Here is a 17,137-nt window from a genome sequence, read left to right on the forward strand (position 1 = left end):
TTCTAATTTTATTGATATAGTATAAATATAGCGAGTTCCACAAGAGAAAAGAAAGGGCGTGTACCTTATCAAAACTAACGGTTTACTTTTTATTAGCATAACGTTTTTATTAGTTTTGTTCTCCTGTTCTCATCAATCTGTTCAAGAAGAAGTGGTTATTGGTGAAGGATCGGCCTATCCACTGGAAGGTATCTTAACCCTACCTTCAGCTCATGAACCTGTTCCGGCTGTCGTGTTAGTCCATGGATCAGGTCCAAGCGATCGTGATCAATCTGTTTACAGCTACAACATATTTAAAGATTTAGCCCAGGCTCTTACAGAACAAGAAATTGCCGTTTTGCGCTATGACAAACGTACTTATACCTATCAAGATTCGTTCACCGAAGAAGACTTACTCACCTTTACCGTCTATGAAGAGACCGTTGAAGATGCTGTCCGAGCAATCCAACACTTACAAAATGATTCGCGTATAGATAATGAAAAAATCTTTCTTATTGGACACAGTCAAGGAGGAATGCTCGCCCCGCGTATTTATGACGCTAGTGAAAACCTAGCTGGATTAATTATCATGGCTGGTTCACCAAGACCTTTATGGGAAATTATTTACGATCAGAATTTAGCTATACTAGAAGACTTGGATCCGGATAGCACGCTATACGAAACGAATCACCAACAGCTCATTACAGAATACGAAAAAGCACAGCAACTTGCTGACCTAACACTTGAAGAAAGTATTAATGAGACGATCTTTGGCTTACCGGGCTACTATTTAAAAGAAATGGAGAGTTTCAACAGTGAAGCAGTACTACGAGAACAATCCGTTCCCCTTCTTATCCTACAGGGTGAAAAGGATTTTCAAGTCAATGTTGAAAAGGATTTTGAAGCTTATCAATCTCTTTTAGCAGATCGTGATCATGCGCATTTTATTTTATATCCTGATCTCAACCATTTTTTCATCAATTATCAAGGAGAAGGTAAAGGAACGATAGAAGAATACCATCAGGGCGGCCATGTCGAGGATGTTGTAATAGATGATATCGTTAACTGGATAAAACATACCAGCGATTAAACCATTATCATAAAGGGAGGTTGTAAAGTAAATGTTTAAAATTAACATTTATCTGTTCATCATATTTAGCGCTATTGTTATGGTCGGTTGCCAAGAAAATAGTGATCGTCTTGTAGACCATAACGATGAGATCATTAATATAGCCAAGAACTTTATTGAAGCACTTAATAATGAAACATACCATGAAGCCAGAAACGATTTAGATACTACAATGCAGGAAGTCTTACCTGTCGAAACACTTGAAGAATTATGGACTGAACTTACGGCATCAGTTGGTGATTTTATCGAAATTAAAGATAGTAAAATGACAACGGATGGCGATTATCGAATTATTTATTTAGATGGCATGTTTGAAAACGATGTGGTTCGCTTTCAATTAGCTTTCGACCAACAAGATCAAATTGCTGGTTTTTACATTCTTTAACTGATGGTAATCAATCACAAAAAAATCCTTGCTCGAATGTTGATACAAATAAATTTAATTTTACGCTAATTCTTTGCTGTCTGCTTGTAATCAACTTGATTTAAACGATCTTTTTTCTGAATGAATTTTATACAAAATAGCTATCAAACATTTTTATAAAATACACGCAAACACCCTTTATATCTCTCAAATCCTGTGTTAAAATTTAAAGTATTTTAGAGGTACTTATTTACTACTTTTTCACATTAAATTTACGCCGATAATCACTTAAGGGGGAGATGACGATTTCATTCGAGATGGCACCAAAAGGAAAGGCATGTCGACTCGTTGCAACGTCTAAAACAGAAGAAACGACTCAATTAACTGTTCTACACAGAGAACAAGGTTTTATTTATTTCAATCTTGCTGATTTAAGCGAGCAAACACATGATGTTCAGGCTTATATTGAAGCACTAATTCCTAATATTGAAGCTGGTAAATATCAAATGGAATTAGTTGAAATGAATCAAGAAGAAGTTTGCTGTTAAGCACCTATATTTTAGGTGCTTTTTTTCGCAAATTAGAAAAATCACAGAAAATTCTAATTAAAACATCAAAATATAAAAAACGAACATTTAATTTAAAAAGAACGAAAAAGTTAATAAAAAATTATTTTTTTCACAAATTTTCTCACAATTAAATCAACAAAGTTCGGCATTTACAAATTTTTTTGTAAAAAAAGTTCACAAATCTATCGCCTAAATGTTAAAAGTATAGTAACATAGAAAACAACGATAAATAGCACGGATGATTATTATGGGAGAGCGTATAGGTATACCACCGAAGGAGCAAGCTCATAAAAAAACCTTATGAGACAATCTCTCAGGTAAACGAACCATAATAGGACGACACTCTGGAGAGCGCATGTCGATGCCACCAAAGGGGATGCTTTAAACAAAGCGAAAACTCTCAGGTAAAAGGACAGAGAAGGGTAGAAGTAATCAGCCCTTCCCTGTCCTTTTTTGTACGCTCTATTTCACCTGTACATACAAAAAAGAACATTAAGGAGCAAGGGAAAAGCATCATAAAACGAACCTTCAATCAGGGGGGCGTTCTTCTCCCACTAATTGGTCGTTGAGTGAGCCAGGACATTAGCCGGTGTTTTACGGACGGTTATCTATGATAAAAATAGTATTGGAGGTGGTGTCACACATGAGTGACAAGCCATTAAAACAAACACCGCTCTTTAGTCTTTATCAAAGCTATGGAGCTAAAAAAATCATTGATTATGGCGGATGGGCTTTACCTGTTCATTTTTCCAGTATTATCGATGAACATCACGCCGTTAGGCAAAAAGCTGGACTCTTTGATGTCTCACACATGGGTGAAATATGCATTGAAGGTAAGGCTGCTGAAAAGCTTGTCAATTTATTAATGACAAATGACATAACAAGCCTTGAAATAAATCAAGCACGGTATACAGCAATGTGCTATCAAGACGGGGGCACGGTCGATGATTTGTTAGTCTATAAACTAGCAGACCAGAAATTTTTACTTGTTGTCAATGCCGCTAATATTGATAAAGATCTCGATTGGATCCATTCACATCGCATGAATGATGTTACCATCACCAACCTTTCTGAACAGATCGCGCAACTTGCCATTCAAGGTCCAGAAGCGGTTAACATATTACAAAAACTTACGGATACTAATTTGACTGAGATCAAACCATTCCGATTTGTCCAAAATGTTCAACTTGCAGATATCACTAATGTTTTAGTTTCAAGAACCGGTTATACCGGCGAAGATGGTTTTGAATTGTATGCTCCTCACCAACAAGCACAAGTACTTTGGCGAGAACTGTTGCGAGCGGATGATCGACTCCAACCGTGTGGACTTGGCGCTCGTGATACCCTTCGCTTTGAAGCAAAACTCGCTTTATATGGTCAAGAATTATCATCATCAATCACGCCTTTTGAAGCCGGAATTGGCTTTACAGTCAAAATAGACAAGAGTAGCGATTTTATTGGAAAAGCAGCACTAACGCAAGAAAAGCAGAATCAACCGGCTAGAAAGCTCGTTGGCTTAGAAATTATCGACAAAGGGATTCCAAGACATGGATACAAAGTATTTTCATCAAGTGATCAAGAAATTGGTTTTATTACTTCAGGCACCCACTCACCTACTATACAAAAACATCTCGGCCTTGCTTTAGTTCAGGCTGAATATGCAAAACTAGGAACTGAGGTTCAAGTACAAATACGTTCTAGATTAGTGAATGCGGTCGTCGTTGAAACACCGTTTTACAAAAGAAAATAAGCGACTGCGTATCATCAAAACGATTGATTTTAAATGGGAGAGGAAGATAGACATGACAAACACACAATTAAGATTCACTAAGAAACATGAATGGGTTTTACCATTAGATGAAGAACGCGCACGTATCGGCATAACCAATCATGCACAAGAAGAATTAGGCGATATCGTTTTTGTCGAAAATGCAGAAATAAACCAACAAGTTAACGCCCACGATTCACTTGGGGTCATTGAATCAGTCAAAGCCGCTTCAGAGTTCTATGCGCCACTATCGGGAGAAATTGTTGCGATTAACGAGCAGTTAGAAGATGAACCTGAGCGAATTAACGATGATCCTTATCAAGATGGTTGGCTCGTCGAAATTGCCTACAATAAGCCTCAAGAATTAGAAACACTGTTAACTGAAGCAGACTATCAAGCTTTCCTTAGCGAGGAGGAATAAGATGGGATCGACATTTCGCTATTTGCCTGATACAGCGCAAGATCAACAAGCGATGCTGGATGCGCTAAACATCGACTCAATTGCCGACTTGTTTGATGACTTACCCACTTCTATTCGTTTAGATGGTGAGCTCCCAATCGAAAAAGCGATCCCTGAACCGCTTTTAATGAAAAAGATGCAACAGCTGGCTTCAAAAAACACAAATGCAAATCAGCACAGTTATTTTCTTGGCGCAGGTACCTATGACCACTTCATTCCTAGTGTCGTCAATCATGTCATTTCACGTTCAGAATTTTATACAGCTTACACACCTTACCAACCAGAAATTAGTCAAGGTGAACTGCAAGCAATCTTTGAATTTCAAACGATGGTATGTGAATTAACAGGAATGGATGTCGCCAATTCATCTATGTATGATGGCTTTACCTCAGTTGCAGAAGCTGCCGCCCTAGCTGTTTCATCAACCAAACGGTCCAAAGTATTGATTTCTCAGGCCGTTCACCCAGAATCACGCGCGATCCTGACCACCAATGCTAGCGGTTTAGCTTATGCGGTTGAAGAGATTAATTTATTAGATGAAATCACCAATTTAAACGAACTCCAACAAAAGATAGATCAAGATACAGCAGCAATCATCGCCCAATATCCTAACTTTTTCGGATCTGTTGAAGATTTAGCTCAAATCAAACAAATAGCCGAATCACATGGTGCTCTATTGATTGTTAGTGCAAATCCATTAGCTTTAGCATTACTTCAATCCCCAGGACATTTAGGGGCTGACATCGTTGTTGGCGATATGCAACCATTAGGCATACCGATGTCATTCGGTGGCCCACACTGTGGTTATTTTGCCGTTAACAAAAAATTAATGCGTAAAATCCCTGGTCGCATCGTTGGAGAAGCACTAGATGCCAATGGCAAGCGCGGCTTCACCTTAGCTTTACAGGCACGCGAACAACATATTCGTCGAGAAAAAGCATCATCTAATATTTGCTCAAATCAAGCATTGAACGCATTGGCCTCAGCTGTCTGCATGTCTGCTCTCGGCAAACAAGGCATCCGAAAAATGGCTCAATTAAATGTAGAAAAGGCAGACTATATGGCAAAACAACTGTCTAAGAAAGGCTTTAACGTGATTAATCGCGCACCGTTTTTTAATGAATTCGTCATTAAATTACCGGTATCTACTAACACAGCCAACCGCAAATTAATTGAGGCGGGTTTCGTGGGCGGATTTGATTTAAGTATGGATTACGACATGGCGGACCATATGCTCATAGCTGTCACTGAACAACGAACCAAAGCAGAAATCGATCAATTTATAACTGTATTGGAGGCATTATAGATGAAGCCATACCACTCCCTGATTTTTGAAATCAGCCAATCTGATCGATCAGCTGTCGACCTTCCAGAAAGTGACGTCGATACGATCGAGTTAAATGATAAATTTCCAAGCCATTTATTAAGAGAAACAGAAGCTGAACTTCCAGAGGTACCAGAACTTCAGCTTATTCGTCATTACACCGCACTTTCTAACAAAAATTATGGCGTTGATAGTGGCTTTTATCCGCTTGGCTCATGTACAATGAAATACAACCCGAAACTAAACGAAGATGTTGCACGTTTAGAAGGGTTTAGCCGGATTCACCCGTATCAACCAGAAGAAACTATTCAAGGAGCACTTGAGTTATTATATCAACTCCAAGAAGATTTGGCCGTCATATCTGGTATGGATGCCGTAACCTTACAGCCCTCCGCAGGCGCCCAAGGCGAATGGACCGGCTTAATGATTGCAAAGAACTACCATAGACAAAACGGTGAAAACCGATCAAAAGTACTTGTACCAGACTCCGCCCACGGCACCAATCCAGCAAGTGCAGCCGTCGCTGGATTCGAGACGGTCACGATCCCGTCAAATGCCAATGGACGCGTTGATGTCGAAGCCTTAAAAGAACATGTCGATCATGATACAGCAGCTTTAATGCTAACCAATCCAAGTACACTCGGTTTATTTGAAAAAGATATTATTGAAATTGCTGATATTGTCCATCAAGCAGGCGGGTTACTCTATTATGATGGTGCCAACGCGAATGCAATCTTGGGCAAAACAACCCCTGGCAAAATGGGCTTTGATATCGTCCATTTAAACTTGCATAAAACCTTTACCACACCTCATGGAGGTGGTGGACCTGGCGCCGGCCCAGTCGGTGTTGTAAAAGAATTGACGCCTTATTTGCCTGTACCACGAATTACAAAAGAAGGCGATCAGTATCGTTTTGATACAGAGGAACCTTTGTCAATCGGACGCGTAAAAGGCTATTATGGAAACTTTGGCATTCTAGTCCGTGCCTATACTTACATTCGCACAATGGGACCAGAGGGACTCCGACAAGTATCGGAATCAGCGGTGCTTCATGCGAATTACTTAAAGAAGCGACTTGAACCTTATTTTGTAGCACCTTACCCACAAATTTGTAAACACGAGTTTGTTTTATCTGGCATAAACCAGAAAAAGCTTGGTGTCCGAACACTTGATATCGCTAAACGCTTGCTTGATTTCGGCTACCATCCACCAACGATCTATTTTCCTTTAAATGTGGAAGAAGCTTTAATGATTGAGCCAACAGAAACCGAAACAAAAGAAACGTTAGATGCATTTGCCGACACGATGATACAGATTGCTAAAGAAATAGAAGAAAATCCAATGATGGTATTGGAAGCACCACATACGACAGTAATCGGCCGATTAGACGAAACCAAAGCCTCTAGAAAGCCGATTTTACGTTATACGAAACATGAGTAGTAACGTTATTTATCAGTAATCAGGAGGACAATGCCATGATGATTACCATGACGAAAGAAGCTAAAAATCAACTGCAGTCATTAACACTAGCAGAACATCTTTTACCTAGAATCGATGCACATGTAGCTGGTGGTTGTGGGTTGGCGGTTAACTTTTTATTCATCTTTGACCAACCACGAAAGCTTGATACACTCTATTACTCTCATGGCATGGCTATTCAAGTTGACTATGTCACACAACAATACCTTTATAACACAAGTGTAACAGTTGATTATAACGAAGAGGATGGTTTTTGCGCCATCACCGAATTTACATTTGATGGTAATTCGTGTAGTTGAAAGCATACTTCAAATTAAGGCGGCTATAAAATAATCTGTACAATAAAAGTCAGCACAATACTGCTGACTTTTATTGTTATTTTTTTATTATTTTACTTTATTGGTAGTACTACTTTTAATCCTTTGATCAGCGAAGAAGCTCTTTTTATTTTACTTGTAAACATTAACAGCTTTTAAAAAATATCGCTTAAAAGCTATACTATTAAGAATGATATACCCTTTTCAATATAATTTATCATAAAGTTTATTCCATTCATAAAATTTCTCATCATAATAGCTTTTATTTTTTAGTGATGGGTAATATATTTTATTATTTAAGGTTCTATAGTGTTTATAATAAAAATGATTGATTTCTACATTATTTATTGCACAATACCCAATTATGAACGCACCAAAAGCGGTTGATTCACTATCTGAACATTTTTCAACCTTTTTTCCTAACATATCGCTTATCAGTTGGTTAATTCCATCATTATTTGATAACCCGCCAGATACTCTCACTTGTTCTATTTCCTCAGATATAAAACATTGAATAATTTCTATATTATTCCTTAATTCAATAGCTATCCCTTCCAGAACTGCAAGTAAGAGATCTTCTTTTTTCGTTGAATATGAGATACCAAAAAATATTGATTTCGCTTTTAAATTCCAATCAGGTGTACCTCTCCCTTGAAAATGAGGGAAATTAATAATCGGTGTTTTTTTGTCTTTAATAGACGTTGAAATGAAATTATAGAAATCCTTTTCATTCATGCTAGAAAATAATTCAGTTTTAACCCAGTCAATGGCTAAGGCAACAGTTGGCAAGATTGATTCTAACATAAAAAAGTCTTTAGAAGAGTGGCAGTTGATATTTACAGAAGACGTTGTGTTTAAATTATCTGAGGGTGCTAAGATATACCCGCCTGTCCCTAATGAAATAGCAATGTCTCCTTCAGAAACTGCTCCCATACCAATTGCACTACATTGTTGATCTCCTCCAGACGACACATACATAACATCATTATAAATTTCAAACTTGGATAGATAATCTTTTTTTACATAACTTCCTTTTTCCCCTGGGTAATCTACCTTACATAATTTAGTGTTATCAATTGAAAATAACTCTAATAAATCTTCATCCCATTCAAGGGTATAAATATTAAATAATTGGGTACGGCTTGCATAAGTACAGTCTGTAATAAATTCACCTGTTAATTTATATCTTATATAGTCAGCAATTGATAAATATTTTCTTGTTTTTTTCGCAATCTCAGGATATTTATCTTGAACCATATAAATTTTTGATGCTAAATATATAGGGTTTAAATATGAACCCGTTTTTGCTCTTATTAATTCATTCTTAGTATCAAATTTTTCCACCACATAATTCGCATTTGTATCTTGCCACATAATTGCTGGCATTAAAGCTATCCCATTCTTATCTAAACAAATTAGTGAAGATCTTTGAGACGTAACAAATATCCCTTTTAATATAAAATTCTTCTGATTAACAAATAAACTTACTTTTCTTAGTATTTTATCCACTACCTGATCCCAAGTAAAGACATCCTGCATAACTGTATTATTAATAAAATTTGGCTTATTTTTTATTTGTTCTTTTAAAAGTACTTTTGAATCATCATTATATAATATACCTCTAGTGCTACTTGTACCTATATCTATAACCAGATACACATCCATATTATCCACTCCATTTGATCGCTATTTAAAAATCGTCTTATTAACCGAACCGTCAATCCATGAGCATTTTCGTTCTTCACCCATGGATTGGTCCTTGAGTGAATCAGGACATTCGCATCCGTTAACTCCTACTTAAATAGATTGATCTTTGCTCACCATTTCGAAGTGGCGTTTTACGGCCGATTAACCATGATAAAACAACAATAAAAAGATTTTTTTATTTTTGACCATAGTATGCATTTTTTCCATGTTTTCTAAAATAGTGTTTATCTAGCACATATTGCGGTAAAAAATTGTCTGATGTCATTATCGTTTCGGTTAATTGCGCCATAGAACATATTTCATCTAATACTAAACTGTTCTCCACTGCTTCGTTAGGGTTAGCCCCCCATGTAAATGGTCCATGGCCATTCACAAGTATACCTGGAATTGCTAAAGGACTAAGTTGACGCTCTTGAAACGTCTTAACAATCACTTTTCCTGTATTCATCTCGTATTCATTATCAACCTCATCATTATTTAATTGACGCGTCGTAGGAACTGGCCCATAAAAAGTATCCGCATGCGTTGTACCATAAACAGGTAAGTCTCTTCCTGACTGCGACCATGATACTGCATAACGACTATGTGTATGAACAATTGCGCTTATCTCTTCAAAATGTTGATATAATATGACATGAGATTTAAGATCTGAAGACGGCTTTAATCCTCCTTCTAACGGTTCCCCCTCCATGTCAGTTACAACCATCTGACTTGAAGTCATTTGCGAGTAGTCCAATCCACTCGGTTTAATAACAATCACACCAAGTTCGCGATTAATTTCACTAACATTTCCCCACGTCAAAACTACTAAACCTAATTCAGGAAGTTTAAGATTTGCTTTAAAAACACGTTCTTTCATTTCATCAATTATCTGTTTTCGTTGTTTCATAGCTAACCTCTCTCACAATTAAAAGGAAGAAATACCTTTTATTTTTTATACTAAAAAGGAAGAAATACCCACTTCATAGCCTGCTTCATTCATAATCGGAAACAAGAATTCTTTTGCTTCATTTACCCGTTCTTCTGGATTTTCATCAACTTCACTCCACATTTCGATTAAAAATGTACCTTCATAGCCTAGGCGTTTTAATGTCTTAAAACAGCCTAAAAAGTCAACATCACCTCGTCCAAAAGGAACGTTTTTAAATTGCCCAGGAAAATCAGGCGTCATTTTTTTGGTATCTTTAATATGAATGGCAGCAATGGATTCAATTCCGACTTCAAGTTCATATCCAATATCATTTTCAGGCCATGCTGATAAATTTCCGATATCAGGGTAAGCTTGTAACCAAGGGGAAGGTATCTGCTGCTTAATATTATTAAATTTGGTTAACGAGTTTATAAAATAATCATCCATTATTTCTATGGAAAGGGTCATCTGTTTTGCTGCCGCCATTTTTACAGCTTTAGACACGTTTTCAATGAAATATTCACGTGTTAATACATTTTTCTCTTCGTAATATACATCATAACCTGCCAACTGAATATTCCTAACCCCTAATTTACTTGCTAAGTTTATCGCTTTCTCCATAATCTCTAAAGATTTATTTCTCGTTTCAATATTCCTCGAACCTAGAGGAAAGCGTCGGTGGCCACTAAGACATATAGAGTAAATTCCAATCCCTGTCTCATTAATAGCTGTAAGCACTTCGTAAATCTCTTTATCCTCCCAATACAATCTAGATAACCTTTCATCTGTTTCGTCAATTGACATTTCGATGAAATTGAACCCCAGTTTTTTTGCTAGATTTAAACGTTCAAACCAAGAAATATTTTTGGGTAGTGCTTTTTCATAAATTCCAATAACCGTCACATTTAATCCCTCCATACTTCGTTGATTTTATTTTTTAATGCCCTAACCGCTTCAATAGGATTATCCGTCTCAGTTATCCCGCGCCCAACAATAAAAGTATAGATATCCATACCTTTAAATAAAGGTAACGTATCCACATTTAAACCGCCTGTAACAGATACTTTAAATCCCATCTCAATTAACTTATTTACTTTAGTTAAATCTTTTTCTCCCCAAGTTTCACCTGCAAGCAATGCATCTCTACTCTGATGGTAAATCACTTGTCTTATCCCTGCATTTAACCACGTTTGCGCTTCTTCATAAGTCCAATTTCCATAAAGCTCTACCTGAACTTCTTCTATCTCTTTTGTAGCAGATTGCATAGTAGCCAAAGTTGCATTACACATACAGGTCATCCATGTTGCACCTCGGTTAGCAACATTTTTCGCCACTGTCCCACCAGCATCGGCACACTTAGTATCGGCAATAATAATTTTATCAGGGAATATATGTCTTAAAGTCTTGATAACCTCACTACCAATTTCTAATAACAGTACTGTACCCACCTCGATAATATCTATTTCATTCCCCACTATAACTGCTGTTTCTACAGCACTTGAAACATCTGAGTGATCTAAAGCAACTTGCAAATTTGGTATTGGCATTGACTATCGCTCCTTCGCTTTCTAAATTTAAATTTATCTCTAGAATTTTTTATTTTTATAAGAATGAATCAAATGGAAGATCATTTTTATTTTCAAATACGTCATTAAATCCTCGGTCGAACATATAACGGATATGTTTTATATCTTGTGGGTAAGTATAATCTCCACCTACCTGCCAAACAAAGGGTTTAAATTGATAAGATAATCTATCTTTTTTAAATTCCCATAATTTAACGATTTCTTCTGGATCCGCATAAAAGTTTGTCCAAATATCGTGGTGAACCGGTATGACTACCTTAGTTTTTAGAGATTCTGCCATACGCAGAACATCTACTGATGTCATTTTATCTTGAATACCTACTGGGTTTTCACCGAAATTTATTAACGCTACGTCAATGTCATTCTCTTTTCCATGTTTTGCAAACATAACAGAATAATGAGAGTCTGCACCATGATATAAATTGCCACCTGACGTTTCAAATAGAATATTTACCGCAATATCGTCCATATCAATAACTGGATTCTCTGCCAATTTAACTTCAGGATCATTCTCTGTAATTAGGGCTGTACGATCAAAAGATTCTAATGCTTTAATATTTACACTACCAAGTTTAACCTCGTCTCCTGGACGAACGACTACTGTTTTTTCTTTCGGGATTCCCCACTCTAGCCAACTTTGTACAACTTCTTTTGGGCCAATAAATTTAGCGTCTGGACAGTTATTATGAACACAAGCTGCAGTCGTTAGATCTAAATGATCTGAGTGAATGTGCGACACAACTAATGCATCAACATTTTTAATCTCAAAAGGATCAATAACAAACGGAACATTTCTCCTATTAGGTTGTAAGTTTTCGGCTCCTGACATGCGCATCATTTGATGACCTTTTCTCATCTTTCCACTCCCATGGCTCCTTTTCCCTGTTCCATTCCACATATCCATGACAATATTTGTTCCTTCAAAAGTTTTGAGCCAGATCCCTGTACACCCTAACCACCACATCGAAAAAGAATTTTTTGGAACTTCTTTATTAGCGATTTCTTCATTTAACCAAGTTCCCCACTCTGGAAAAGTAGCTTTTAACCATTTTTCTTTTGTAACTTCTGAAATATTATTCATTCTTATTCCTCCTAATATTAATTTGAAATTTAATGTTAATAACAACATATAATGTTGTTATTGCACACGAATAATGATAAAGTTATATTGAAAATATCATTATGGGAGTGTTTTTATGAAAAGTTCGACTAAAGAAATTAATAATAGACGTGATCAAATTGTTGATTTATTATTAAAATCAGAGAATAACTATCAAAGCATTACAGATTTATCAAGAAAACTTAATGTTTCTTCTATGACCATTAGAAGAGATTTAATATCTATTGAAAAAACCGGCTTAGTTAATAGGGTTCATGGCGGAGCTAAACTCGTTCAAAATCAAGTCTCTAATAATAAGATATTACTATCAAGTCGCTTATCTATTGCAAAAAAAGCAGCTCAATATATTTCTAATAATCAGACTATCTATATTAATTCTAGTAATACCGCTATTGAAAGTTTAAATCATTTAGATAGTATTAATAATATTGTAGTAACGAATAATTTAAACGTTGTAAATTATATAAACAATCCTAATCTAACCATTTTAATTCCCGGTGGCGAGCTTAGAAGCCCCAAAAGAGCAGTGGTCGGAGATATGACAATTTATGGAATACAAAACATCCATGCCGATATTTCCATATTGGGTTGTTCAGGTATCAGCGCATCAAAAGGCATAACAACAAACAATATACATGAAGCTAAAGTCAATGAACTAATGATACGAAATGCTGAAAAAAAAGTAATTATTGTAGCAGATAGCTCTAAAGTTGGCATTAATACAAATTTCCCTGTTTGTGATTTAAGTCATATTGACGTACTCATTACAGATTCCAAAATAGACCTTAGAGAGAAAAATGAAATTAGAAAACTTGGTGTCGAAGTAATCGCTGTTGAAAATTAATGTATTAATCATTTTTAATAGATTTGTGATCTATTTTAAGCACTTAGCACTTACCAACACTAAAGAACACGTAACAAGCTCGTTATTTAGGACAGTGTTTTTATGTTTATACAATGTGAATATTAGATGAGATTGAATATTTCAATCCGTATAGAGCGGGCATGTCACCCTAATTAAATAAACGAGCTTTAAGGCGTATAACCATGCCCTTATCGTTTCCATTGTTAATCCACAACGTCCATCCATTATTTCCATCTAAATTCAATTTTAGTTAGTGATTTTTATTCAAAAGCAATTAACGCTCATCTATACTACTTCCTTTAGTCTCAATTACTTTTTTATACCAATAATAACTATCTTTAGGTATTCTCTTTAAATCCTTTAATTCAAAATCCGTTCTATTAATGTAAACGAGCCCATACCTTTTTTTAAAGCCTTGATGAGAACTTAAAATATCTGTAAATGACCATACACAATAACCAAATACATCAACGCCATCATTTATTGCTTCAGAAATTGCACGAATATGAGATTGAATATAGTCAATTCTATAGCCATCATGTATCTTGTTTTCCTTCGTTAACTCATCAGCTGTTCCTAATCCGTTCTCTGTAATGATTAGTGGCTTATGATATTTAGAATAATAGTCATTTAATGCAATTCTTAATCCAACTGGATCTATTTGGGCTCCATATTCAGTCTCTTCAAGATTTTCGTTTTTTATAATTTCCCAATAACCATACATGTTATAATCCACTTCATTAAAGCCTTTGATTTTTGTACCTTTAAGATTTTTATCAGTTGGCTCTAAATATTTTGTTGTTATAGTTCTGTAATAGTTAACAGCAATAAAATCTACTTTAGCTTTTTTCATCACATCGTAATCTTCATCTGTTATTTCCAGATTAAGTCCAACGTCATCCAAGTAGTTTATATAGTAATCTGGGTACGCTCCAAAGACATGCGTGTGAATGCAGTAGTCAGTCTTTAATCTGTTATTCCATATTGCAGACATAACATCTTGCGGTTTATTTGTTGCTGGATAAGTAACTGTCGAAGAAATCGACGGTCCTACTTGACCATTATCAACTAACTCATGACATAAATCAGAAGCCTTTGCATACGCTAAAAACATATTATGATCCATGCGAATTCTTAGTTGTTCAACATTACCTTTATCTTCATATATATTCATTCGCTCATTAACCCGAATCATTAAGTTTTGTTCATTATGAATTTGCCACTTTTTTACTCTATCGCCGAAGTTTTCATAACATGTTTTTGCATATTCGGCAAATGCAGCTACGGTTTCTTTTGATTCCCAACCATTATACTTCTCTACTAAATGATAAGGTAAATCAAAATGATATAAAGTTATAAAAGGCTCAATATCTCTTTCAATTAACAAATCAATAATTTTATTATAGTAATCAATACCTTTTTGATTAATTTTTCCTTCTCCGTCTGGAAAAATTCTAGCCCATGAAATAGAAAATCTATACATTTTTAACCCTAAATCAGCCATTAAATTAATATCAGCTTCAAATTTATGATAAAAGTCACTAGCGACCTTAGTATCAGCTTGATATTCAGATTTCTTAAATGCATTCACATCAGCTACAGTTAAACCCTTACCATCTGCATCCCATCCACCCTCTACTTGAAATGCAGAGGATCCTGCTCCCCAATAAAAATCATTTGAAAATAAGCTTTTACTCATTTGTTCATCCCTCCAAGTACTAAATAGCATTTACTTCTCATTAAACAGTTCTATCTATAAATTAGTCTTTATCCCACCTCTTTTTATATTCTTTTTATTAACTTGCTCTTTTTTCAGTCGTCGGTAAATCTTCAAACCCAAGAATATAAGTAAGTACAGTAGCTCCAAAGAAAGCAATTAAACAGCCAACAATATAATAAATAAAAATTCGCATACCAAAAGCTGCATAAGTAAATATAGTTAGAACTCCATTATTCGCAAATGCATCTCCGTAAACACCGCCAAATCCCATCACGGCTCCTCCCATAGCGCCAGCAATAATTGCTGCTACCATTGGGCGTTTAAGTCTTAAGTTTGCACCATATATTGCAGGCTCAGTTATACCTACAAGTACGGCAGAAATTAATGCTGAAAGAGACACATTTTTCAAAGCAATATTTTTAGTTTTTAACATTACTCCCAAAACAGCTCCACCTTGTGCAAAATTAGCTGCACCAGCAAATGCTAATAAATTTTGTCTACCTAATATGGCTACATCATTTAATCCAACTGGCAATAATGCTCGGTGAGCCCCAAATACAACCAAGACTCCCCATAGTCCACCTACTAAAGCTCCGCCAATTGTTGCATTATAAGAAATAATAGTGTCATAAACAACTTGAATGATATTACCTACATAAATACCGATTGGACCCGTGATAGATAAAATTACTGGCACCATAACGATCAATGATATTCCTGGAACAAGAATAATTTGTACAACTTCAGGTACGACTTTCTTTAGCCATTTTTCTAAAAATGATAGAACAATAATAGAAATTAAAATTGGGATTACCGATTCTACATAATTAAATATTCTTAACGTCTCTCCCGAACCCCATGCTCCTTTAATTACTGGCAGTCCAAAAATTGTAGATTTTGTTGTATAATCAAGCATCATCTCATTTACAGCGGGATATAATAAAAAAGCACCTAATGTCATTGCAATATAAGGACTCGTTTTCATCGCACGGGCAGTTGTATAGGCAAGGAAAACCGGCATAAAGTAGAATATAACCTGACTGGCCGCAAATAAGAGTACATACGTATCGGAAGTTGTTATATCATGACCATAATTTGAAGCGATCATATTTGCTGCAGTAAGTAACCCTTTAATTAGCCCCGCAGCTGCAATTACAGGCACAATTGGTGTAAAAATTTCTGATAATATCCTTAATAGTTTATTAGCAAATTTCTCGTTATTTATTTCATTATTTTCACTTTCTTTACCATCGTCAGTACTTATCCCTAATAAGTTTGCAACTTCACTAAATACTTTTCCAACTTTATTTCCAATGACTACCTGATACTGGCCAGAACTACTTACTGTTGAAATAACCGTCTGAGTTGTTTTAATTTTTTCATCATCTACTAATTTTTCATCTTTCAATACAAACCTGAGTCTAGTAAAACAATGTGTTACATGACTTATATTCGATTCTCCACCAACAGCATCAATAATTTCGTTAGCTATCTCTTTAAAATCCATTTAAAACACCCTCTCTTAATATTTGGTTATGGTTTAATCAGATTGACACAGGTATTATTTTCTAATTATAAGTCTCACCTCTCTTGTTAAGCGCTTTCAATTATTATAACGTTATTGTAACATGAAATGATCGAAAGTAAATATTTTTTGTTAAAAAAACACTAAAAACAGATAAAAAAATTAATTATATGTTTAAGTTAACATATAATTATGTTAATTTTCATTATTTATTTGTTAAATCAATTTGCTGATTAATAAATAACGGTCTAAATATCAGTTTTAACATCGATGATCATTTACCGCTTGACTGGATGAAAAACTTTATTGGAGTGA

General features: G+C 35.5%; 16 protein-coding genes and 2 riboswitches. Of the genes, 9 read left to right on the plus strand and 7 right to left on the minus strand.

Annotated elements, in window-relative coordinates; translation table 11 throughout:
- Positions 1-58 precede the first annotated feature (58 nt).
- From JOE23_RS09205 to JOE23_RS09240, 8 genes are all read left to right on the plus strand, one after another.
- Complete coding sequence (locus JOE23_RS09205) at positions 59-1,069, plus strand: alpha/beta fold hydrolase (RefSeq protein WP_204437862.1); 1,011 nt, start codon at positions 59-61, stop codon at positions 1,067-1,069.
- A gap of 31 nt (positions 1,070-1,100) precedes the next feature.
- Positions 1,101-1,493: a DUF3887 domain-containing protein gene (locus JOE23_RS09210; protein ID WP_204437863.1), complete on the plus strand. Its 393-nt coding sequence runs from the start codon at positions 1,101-1,103 to the stop codon at positions 1,491-1,493.
- Between the two features lie 278 nt (positions 1,494-1,771).
- Positions 1,772-2,020, plus strand: coding sequence for a hypothetical protein (locus JOE23_RS09215; RefSeq protein WP_204437865.1), 249 nt, complete (start codon positions 1,772-1,774; stop codon positions 2,018-2,020).
- A 259-nt stretch (positions 2,021-2,279) separates the two neighbouring features.
- A riboswitch (glycine riboswitch) is annotated at positions 2,280-2,380 on the plus strand.
- 3 nt (positions 2,381-2,383) lie between these two features.
- Positions 2,384-2,459, plus strand: a riboswitch (glycine riboswitch).
- 225 nt (positions 2,460-2,684) lie between these two features.
- Positions 2,685-3,791: a glycine cleavage system aminomethyltransferase GcvT gene (gene gcvT / locus JOE23_RS09220; RefSeq protein ID WP_204437866.1), complete on the plus strand. Its 1,107-nt coding sequence runs from the start codon at positions 2,685-2,687 to the stop codon at positions 3,789-3,791.
- Positions 3,792-3,843: 52 nt separating this feature from the next.
- A complete protein-coding gene (gcvH, locus tag JOE23_RS09225) occupies positions 3,844-4,230 on the plus strand; it encodes a glycine cleavage system protein GcvH (protein WP_204437868.1) in 387 nt (128 codons plus the stop codon).
- Position 4,231: 1 nt separating this feature from the next.
- A complete protein-coding gene (gcvPA, locus tag JOE23_RS09230) occupies positions 4,232-5,575 on the plus strand; it encodes an aminomethyl-transferring glycine dehydrogenase subunit GcvPA (protein WP_204437869.1) in 1,344 nt (447 codons plus the stop codon).
- On the plus strand, positions 5,576-7,033 hold the full coding sequence (gene gcvPB, locus JOE23_RS09235) for an aminomethyl-transferring glycine dehydrogenase subunit GcvPB (protein WP_204437872.1): 1,458 nt from the start codon (positions 5,576-5,578) through the stop codon (positions 7,031-7,033). It begins immediately after the preceding gene.
- A 35-nt stretch (positions 7,034-7,068) separates the two neighbouring features.
- Positions 7,069-7,371 (plus strand): iron-sulfur cluster biosynthesis family protein, encoded by a 303-nt coding sequence (locus JOE23_RS09240; protein ID WP_204437873.1) that lies wholly within the window; start codon positions 7,069-7,071, stop codon positions 7,369-7,371.
- 222 nt (positions 7,372-7,593) lie between these two features.
- Here the strand turns inward: JOE23_RS09240 and JOE23_RS09245 are convergent, their stop codons facing one another.
- The 5 genes from JOE23_RS09245 to ulaG form a co-directional block, all read right to left on the minus strand.
- Positions 7,594-9,054 carry an FGGY-family carbohydrate kinase gene (locus JOE23_RS09245; RefSeq protein WP_204437874.1) on the minus strand — a complete coding sequence of 487 codons (1,461 nt, stop codon included), beginning with the start codon at positions 9,052-9,054 and terminating at the stop codon, positions 7,594-7,596.
- 217 nt (positions 9,055-9,271) lie between these two features.
- Positions 9,272-9,967, minus strand: coding sequence for an L-ribulose-5-phosphate 4-epimerase AraD (locus JOE23_RS09250; RefSeq protein WP_204437939.1), 696 nt, complete (start codon positions 9,965-9,967; stop codon positions 9,272-9,274).
- Between the two features lie 63 nt (positions 9,968-10,030).
- Complete coding sequence (locus tag JOE23_RS09255; RefSeq protein ID WP_338021907.1) at positions 10,031-10,909, minus strand: L-ribulose-5-phosphate 3-epimerase; 879 nt, start codon at positions 10,907-10,909, stop codon at positions 10,031-10,033.
- 2 nt (positions 10,910-10,911) lie between these two features.
- Entirely contained in the window at positions 10,912-11,553 is a 642-nt protein-coding gene (locus JOE23_RS09260) for a 3-keto-L-gulonate-6-phosphate decarboxylase UlaD (protein ID WP_204437876.1), read from the minus strand.
- A gap of 55 nt (positions 11,554-11,608) precedes the next feature.
- On the minus strand, positions 11,609-12,673 hold the full coding sequence (gene ulaG, locus JOE23_RS09265; RefSeq protein WP_204437877.1) for an L-ascorbate 6-phosphate lactonase: 1,065 nt from the start codon (positions 12,671-12,673) through the stop codon (positions 11,609-11,611).
- 115 nt (positions 12,674-12,788) lie between these two features.
- Here ulaG and JOE23_RS09270 point away from each other — a divergent pair, with 115 nt between their 5' ends.
- Positions 12,789-13,556 carry a DeoR/GlpR family DNA-binding transcription regulator gene (locus JOE23_RS09270; protein ID WP_204437879.1) on the plus strand — a complete coding sequence of 256 codons (768 nt, stop codon included), beginning with the start codon at positions 12,789-12,791 and terminating at the stop codon, positions 13,554-13,556.
- A 295-nt stretch (positions 13,557-13,851) separates the two neighbouring features.
- Here JOE23_RS09270 and JOE23_RS09275 read toward each other — a convergent pair whose 3' ends face one another.
- Positions 13,852-15,276, minus strand: coding sequence for a glycoside hydrolase family 1 protein (locus JOE23_RS09275; protein WP_204437881.1), 1,425 nt, complete (start codon positions 15,274-15,276; stop codon positions 13,852-13,854).
- Positions 15,277-15,373: 97 nt separating this feature from the next.
- On the minus strand, positions 15,374-16,804 hold the full coding sequence (locus JOE23_RS09280) for a PTS transporter subunit EIIC (RefSeq protein WP_204437883.1): 1,431 nt from the start codon (positions 16,802-16,804) through the stop codon (positions 15,374-15,376).
- Positions 16,805-17,137: the final 333 nt, after the last annotated feature.

The organism is Amphibacillus cookii (genome assembly GCF_016908375.1).
Classification (GTDB): Bacteria; Bacillota; Bacilli; order Bacillales; family Amphibacillaceae; genus Amphibacillus_C; species Amphibacillus_C cookii.

Bases quoted from the DNA above. Each gene is read 5' to 3' on its own strand.
- JOE23_RS09260 (WP_204437876.1), bottom strand. From the start codon at position 11,553: ATGCCAATACCAAATTTGCAAGTTGCTTTAGATCACTCAGATGTTTCA.
- gcvT (WP_204437866.1), top strand. From the start codon at position 2,685: ATGAGTGACAAGCCATTAAAACAAACACCGCTCTTTAGTCTTTATCAA.
- JOE23_RS09280 (WP_204437883.1), bottom strand. From the start codon at position 16,804: ATGGATTTTAAAGAGATAGCTAACGAAATTATTGATGCTGTTGGTGGA.
- JOE23_RS09240 (WP_204437873.1), top strand. From the start codon at position 7,069: ATGATGATTACCATGACGAAAGAAGCTAAAAATCAACTGCAGTCATTA.
- gcvH (WP_204437868.1), top strand. From the start codon at position 3,844: ATGACAAACACACAATTAAGATTCACTAAGAAACATGAATGGGTTTTA.
- gcvPB (WP_204437872.1), top strand. From the start codon at position 5,576: ATGAAGCCATACCACTCCCTGATTTTTGAAATCAGCCAATCTGATCGA.
- JOE23_RS09275 (WP_204437881.1), bottom strand. From the start codon at position 15,276: ATGAGTAAAAGCTTATTTTCAAATGATTTTTATTGGGGAGCAGGATCC.
- JOE23_RS09210 (WP_204437863.1), top strand. From the start codon at position 1,101: ATGTTTAAAATTAACATTTATCTGTTCATCATATTTAGCGCTATTGTT.
- JOE23_RS09215 (WP_204437865.1), top strand. From the start codon at position 1,772: ATGACGATTTCATTCGAGATGGCACCAAAAGGAAAGGCATGTCGACTC.
- ulaG (WP_204437877.1), bottom strand. From the start codon at position 12,673: ATGAATAATATTTCAGAAGTTACAAAAGAAAAATGGTTAAAAGCTACT.
- JOE23_RS09270 (WP_204437879.1), top strand. From the start codon at position 12,789: ATGAAAAGTTCGACTAAAGAAATTAATAATAGACGTGATCAAATTGTT.
- gcvPA (WP_204437869.1), top strand. From the start codon at position 4,232: ATGGGATCGACATTTCGCTATTTGCCTGATACAGCGCAAGATCAACAA.
- JOE23_RS09245 (WP_204437874.1), bottom strand. From the start codon at position 9,054: ATGGATGTGTATCTGGTTATAGATATAGGTACAAGTAGCACTAGAGGT.